This is a genomic window from Mesorhizobium sp. M1A.F.Ca.IN.020.06.1.1 (assembly GCF_004023265.1).
GTDB lineage: Bacteria > Pseudomonadota > Alphaproteobacteria > Rhizobiales > Rhizobiaceae > Mesorhizobium.
On sequence record NZ_RZSR01000261.1, the window covers coordinates 1 to 6,481 of the forward strand.

Here is a 6,481-nt window from a genome sequence, read left to right on the forward strand (position 1 = left end):
GCCCTGATCGCCGCGACGGCGCTCGGCGCCTGCCGCGACACCGGCAAGGAGCAGCTCTTCGCCATTTCCGGCAAGCTGTTCGAGTTCAACTACCGGCTTGGCATCGCCACCTATGTCATCACGCTGAGACCGCTGCGGCCGATGGGCGAGGGACAGATTGCGGTGGTGAATTTCCAGAATCCGGCCGGCGGCGACCCGCTCATCGTCAACCAGAAGATCTGGCCGAAGCTCCCGCATATCACCTTGACCAGCCCGCCGCTCACCTGCGTGGTCAAGGACAAGCCCTATTCCGTCACGATCCGCATCGAGGATTCGAGCGGCACGTTGCTTCAAAGCCTCGAGACGACGATGACCTCCTCGGCGGACCAGACCATGCTGCCGGACCGGCCGCTGGTGATCGGGCCGAAATACGAGCTCAACCCGGACCTTGCCGGCCATCCCGACGGCAAGCTGCCGGATGCGCCCAAGCCGGATTGCTCGAAGGCGGCTTGAGGCCCGTTGACCGGTCGAAATTTTCGTGCGCTGCAAAGCGTTTAGCGTGCGATTGAATGCGGCGACCGCTTCCAGCGGGACCGTTTGTTGCGTGCGCTCTGGCCGCTGCGATTTCGTTTGACCTGTCCCGCAAGGGAAGAAAGACTGCGGCCTCTCACTCCGACGTTGGCCGCCGATCCGCGGCGCGCCTCCGCAGAGGACATGCCTGATGACGCTGCATGACGTCGCGCTCGACGACAAGTTCGACCTTGCCAAGGAGCGCGTTTTCCTGTCCGGGGCGCAAGCCGTCGTGCGCATGCTTTTGATGCAGCGTGAGCGCGACCGTCGCGCCGGCCTCAACACCGCAGGCTTCGTCTCCGGCTATCGCGGCTCACCGCTCGGCGGCCTCGACATGCAGCTGTGGAAGGCGAAGCGGCAGCTTGCGCAGGCCGACATCGTCTTTCAGCCGGGCCTCAACGAAGAGCTCGCCGCCACCGCCTGCTGGGGCTCGCAGCAGACCGAGCTGCTCGGCGAAGGCACCCATGACGGCGTCTTTGCCGTCTGGTACGGCAAGGGGCCGGGCATCGACCGCTCCGGCGACGTTTTCCGCCACGCCAATCTCGCCGGCTCGTCGAAAAATGGCGGCGTTCTCGCCCTGATGGGCGACGACCACATGGCCGAATCCTCAACGAACGCACATGCCACCGAATTCCTGTTCGTCGACACCATGGTGCCGATCCTCAACCCCGCCGGCGTCCAGGAGATCATAGACTACGGTCTCTTTGGCTTCGCCATGTCGCGTTTCGCCGGCACCTGGGCGGCGATCAAATGCGTCAAGGACAACATCGAATCGACCGCTTCGGTCGACGCCTCGATCGCGCGGCTGGACATCGTCATTCCCGACTTCGACATGCCGCCGGGCGGTCTGAACATCCGCCACGAGATCGACATGCTCGGCCAGGAGGAGCGCCTGCATGAGCACAAGCGCGCCGCCGCCTCCGCCTTCATCCACGCCAACGGGCTCAATCGGACCGTCTATTCGGGCGGCCGCAACCCGAAGCTCGGCATCATCACCATAGGCAAGAGCTATCTCGACGTCCGCCAGGCGCTGGAGGATATCGGCATCGACGAAAATGCGGCCAATCGCATCGGTATCCGCCTGTTCAAGGTCGGCTGCCCCTGGCCGCTCGATTATCAGCATGTCGCCGACTTCGCCCGAGGCCTCGAGACCATCGTCGTCGTCGAGGAGAAGCGCTCGTTGATCGAGGTGCAGTTGCGCGAGAACCTCTACGGCTCCGCTATTCAGCCTGCCATCGTCGGCAAGAAGGACGAGCGCGGGGACTGGCTGTTTCCGGCAAAGGGCGCGCTCGACCCGAACGAGATCGCGATCGCGCTCGGCGAGCGTATCCTGCGCACCATCGGCCCCTCGGAGGAGATCGCGGCGCGGGTGGCGAAGCTGCGCCAGTTCCAGGCGATGCTCGCCGATACCGTCGACATCGGTTCGCGCACGCCGTTTTTCTGCTCGGGCTGCCCGCACAATTCCTCGACCAAGGTGCCGGAGGGCTCGCTTGCCGCCGCCGGCATCGGCTGCCACTTCATGGCGCTGTGGATGGACCGGAACACGGTCGGCTTCACCGCCATGGGCGGCGAGGGCGCGCAATGGGTCGGCCAGGCGCCGTTCTCCAAGCGCGGCCATATCTTCCAGAATCTCGGCGACGGCACCTACAACCACTCCGGCGCGCTGGCGATCCGCTTTGCGCTCTCCTCGGGCGCCAACATCACCTACAAGATCCTCTACAATGACGCAGTCGCCATGACCGGCGGCCAGCCGCACGAAGGTGGCCTCACCGTCGATATGATCGCCAAACAGGTGCGCGCCGAGGGCGTCGAGCGCATCGCCGTCGTCACCGACGAGCCGGCCAAATATGCCGGCAAGGCCGATTTCCCGCCCGGCGCCACGATCCATCACCGCGACGACCTCGACCTCGTGCAGCGCGAGCTGCGCGAGGTCAAGGGGGTGTCGGTGCTTCTCTATGACCAGACCTGCGCCGCGGAAAAACGCCGGCGCCGCAAGCGCGGCACCTTCCCCGATCCCGACAAGCGCGTCTTCATCAACGAGCTGGTCTGCGAAGGCTGCGGCGATTGCGGCGTGCAGTCGAACTGCGTCTCGATCCAGCCGGTCGAGACAGAATTCGGCCGCAAGCGCCGGATCGACCAGTCGAGCTGCAACAAGGATTTTTCCTGCCTCAACGGCTTCTGCCCCTCTTTCGTGACGGTGCATGGCGGCAAGATCAGGAAGGCCGAGGGGATTGCCGGCAAGAGCGATCCGCTCGAAGGCGTGCCGTCACCCGCCGAATTTCCACTCGGATCTCAGGGCTGGGCGGCGATCATCGACGGTGTCGGCGGCACCGGCGTCGTCACCATCGGCGCGGTGCTGGGCATGGCTGCCCATATCGAGGGCAAGGGCTGCGGCATGATCGACATGGCGGGCCTTGCCCAGAAGGGCGGCTCGGTCTTCACCCATGTCCGCATCGCCCCGACGCCCGAGGACATCCACGCCATCCGCGTTTCCGCTGGCAAGGCCGATCTTGTGCTTGGCTGCGACCTCGTCGTCTCCGGCGCCAAAAAGGTGCTCGCCGCGGTGCGCGAGGGCCATACCATGTTCCTCGCCAACACCGCCGAGATCATGCCCGGCGAATTCACCCGTTCCGCCGATTTTTCGCTGCCGGTCGAGCGGCTGAAGAAGGCGATCCGTGCCGCCGCCGGCGACGACAAGGCCCACTTCTTCGATGCCACCCGCACGGCGACCGCGCTGTCTGGCAATTCGCTCGGCGCCAACATGTTCATGCTCGGCTTCGCCTTCCAGCATGGCGGGCTGCCGCTCTCGGCCGAAGCCGTTGAAAAAGCGATAGAATTGAACGGCGAAGCGGTGGTGATGAACATCGCCGCCTTCCGCTGGGGCCGTCGCGCCGCGCACCAGCCGGATTTCGTGCGCGGCCTGGTCGGTCGTACCGGCAAGCCGGCGTCGGCACCCGAAACGCTCGACGACATTGTCGCCCGGCGGGTGGCTTTCCTCACCGCCTACCAGAACGCCGCCTATGGCAAGCGCTATGCCAACAGGATCGCGGCGCTGCGCGCAGCCGAGGCGACAGCGGTTCCCGGCTCGACGGCCGTCACCGAGGCGGCCGCGAAAAACCTCTTCAAGCTGATGGCGATCAAGGACGAGTATGAGGTGGCCCGGCTTTACACCGACGGCAGCTTCGCCGCCGATCTCGCAAGGCAGTTCCAAAGCTACGAAAAGCTGGAATTTCACCTCGCGCCGCCGATCCTCGGGCGGCGCGGCAATGACGGCAAGCCGAGGAAATCGAGTTTCGGCCCGTGGATGATGAAGGCATTTCGCCTGCTTGTTGTCATGAGAGGCCTGCGCGGCACCGCGTTCGACCTGTTCGGCCATACCGCCGAACGGCGCGCCGAGCGGCAACTGCTTGCGCAATACGAGGCCGATCTCGATCTGATCGCCGCAGCACTTGCGCCGGGCAAGGTCGAGGCCGCCGCCGCTCTGGCCTCCGTTCCGGCGCTCATCCGCGGCTATGGCCATGTCCGGCAGGCCAGCGCCGCCAAGGCGTCCGAAGAGCGCTCCAGGCTGCTGCAGCGGCTGACCGAGGCCGCTCCGGTGCCCGTTCTCAGCGCTGCCGAGTGATTGCGCCAGACCAATCCCGAAGTTTTCGTCGGTCGGCCTAAAGTGCCTCGCGTGGAAATGGATCCAGGAGAGGCGCTTTAGGCCTTTGTTCGATGCAGGTCGTTCTCCCAAAACCGCTGCGCACTTGTGGGTGACATGCGTTAGGTCCTTTGCGGCCCTTGGCCGGCAGACCGAAGCCGCTGCTCAAGGCGGTTCTGTTCTAAGCCTTTCTTAAGGCGGTTGTGTCATGACAAGGCTTAGCGTTGGGCCGACCCTATGGGCAAAACAAAGACCGAAAGCATCCCAGCGGATGTTTATATCCAATTTGTGCGGTCGTTGTTCGACAACGCGCACATGTTGTTGATCGGTGGCGCGTGCTACTGGATCCTCGGATTCATGATCTATCTGCGCACCCACAATCCCCTGTTCCTGGCGTTTTCTTTTGCCCTGCTTTCCGTCAGCCTTATCCGTTACTTCGGCATTCGCGGCTTCCTGAGGACAGGCGGCGCGATTGCCGATGTCGAACACGCGCAGCGGTTGGAGCGCAGCTACATCCTGAAGGGCTGCCTTCAGGGTCTCGGATTGGGCGCGCTGTGTTTCGTGTCGATCTACATATATCCCGAACCGTTCGCCGAGCTCGCGGCAATGTCGCTCACGCTGGCGACCCTGGTCACCGTTGTCGCCCGCAACTATGGGTCGCCGCGCATGGTGCGGATCTTTTCCGTGACCTTCATCGGTCCGGCGGCTCTCGCGCTCCTGCTGCGCATGGACGCGCCCTCCGTCGTCCTCGGCCTGATGATCATCCCGATGACGTTCATCACCATCACCGGCGCCGATCATGTCCGCAACGTGCTGTTCTCGGCGGTCATCGGCCACAAGCAGGCGAGAAACCTGACGCGCAGGTTCGACCGCGCGCTCAACACGATGTCGCACGGCCTGGTCATGCTCGGCCCCGACGGGCGCGTCGCCGTCGCCAATGCCGAGGCCGCCCATCTGATGTCGCTGAAATCGGCCGACGCGCTGCTCGGGCGCTCGATCCACGGCCTTCTGATGCGCGGCGTCGCCGGCGGCATGCTGGCACCGAAGGATTGCCGCTACATCGAGGCGCAGCTGACGCGCGCCTTGCGCGAGGGCCGGGACCGCAAGGTGCTCGTGTCGCTCGCCAATGGCCAGCACTACGAGTTCTCCGCGCGCGAAGGCAGCCAGGAACTCGGCGTCATCACCTTCGAGGACGTCACGGCCCGGGTCGAGGCGGAGGAAAAGATCCGCTTCATGGCGCGCTACGACAACCTCACCGGCCTGCCGAACCGTGCCTACTTCCACGAGCTGGTCGGCGAAGCCATGGCGTCCGGCGACCGCGACCGGCTCTGCGGCTTGGCGGTGCTCGACCTCGATGATTTCAAGAGCGTCAACGACACGCTCGGCCACCCGGTCGGCGACGGTCTGATCTACGCCGTAGCCGAGCGCCTGGCAGCGGTCGCCGGGCCGGGCATCAATGTCAGCCGCTTCGGCGGCGACGAATTCATGATCTATTTCGACCGCATCGAGGATGAGAGCCATCTCAGCAGCCTGCTCGACGAGATCTTCGCCGGCCTGCAGGGCGAAGTCGACGTCGCCGGTCACGGCCTGCGCATCCAGAGCAGTGGCGGCGCGGTGTTGTCCGTGGTCAAGGACACCGACGTCGACGGCATGATCGTCAAGGCGGACCTCGCGCTCTACAAAGCCAAGGAGCTCGGCAAGAACGGCTGGCGGCTGTTCGAGGCATCGATGGAAGCCGCCTTCCGCAATCGCCAGCTGATGAAGGCCGATCTGCGCAGCGCCGTGCAAGCCAAGGAATTGCGCGTCGTCTACCAGCCGATCGTGTCGATGAGCACCATGCGCATCGCCAGCTGCGAGGCGCTCTGCCGCTGGGATCATCCCGATCTCGGCCCGATTTCGCCGGGCGTCTTCATTCCGCTGGCCGAGGAGATGGGCATCATCTCCGAGATCAGCTCTTTCGTGCTGCAGGCGGCCTGCGCCGAATGCGCCAAATGGCCGGCCCAGACCAGCGTTTCGATCAACCTGTCGGCCAAGGACTTCCGCAACCGCGACGTCGTGCAGAAGGTGCGCGATGCGCTGGCGGCGTCGGGCCTTGCGCCGCACCGGCTCGAGATCGAGGTGACGGAGACTGCCCTGCTCGACGACAAATCACTGACCCGCGAGCTGATCGAAGAGCTGAAAGCGCTGGGCGTCCGCATCGCGCTCGACGACTTCGGCACCGGCTATTCCAGCCTCAGCTACCTGCACAAGCTGCCGCTCGACAAGATCAAGATTGATCGCTCCTTCCTGATC

Annotated in this window: 3 protein-coding genes; all 3 read left to right on the forward strand. The window is 64.8% G+C overall.

Annotated elements, in window-relative coordinates; all coding sequences use genetic code 11:
* Positions 1-3 precede the first annotated feature (3 nt).
* On the forward strand, positions 4-492 hold the full coding sequence (locus EOA60_RS13835) for a hypothetical protein (protein WP_128311496.1): 489 nt from the start codon (positions 4-6) through the stop codon (positions 490-492).
* Between the two features lie 175 nt (positions 493-667).
* Complete coding sequence (locus EOA60_RS13840; RefSeq protein ID WP_281060743.1) at positions 668-4,171, forward strand: indolepyruvate ferredoxin oxidoreductase family protein; 3,504 nt, start codon at positions 668-670, stop codon at positions 4,169-4,171.
* A 255-nt stretch (positions 4,172-4,426) separates the two neighbouring features.
* The coding region (locus EOA60_RS13845) for an EAL domain-containing protein (protein ID WP_128311495.1) at positions 4,427-6,481 on the forward strand (2,055 nt) is incomplete at its 3' end.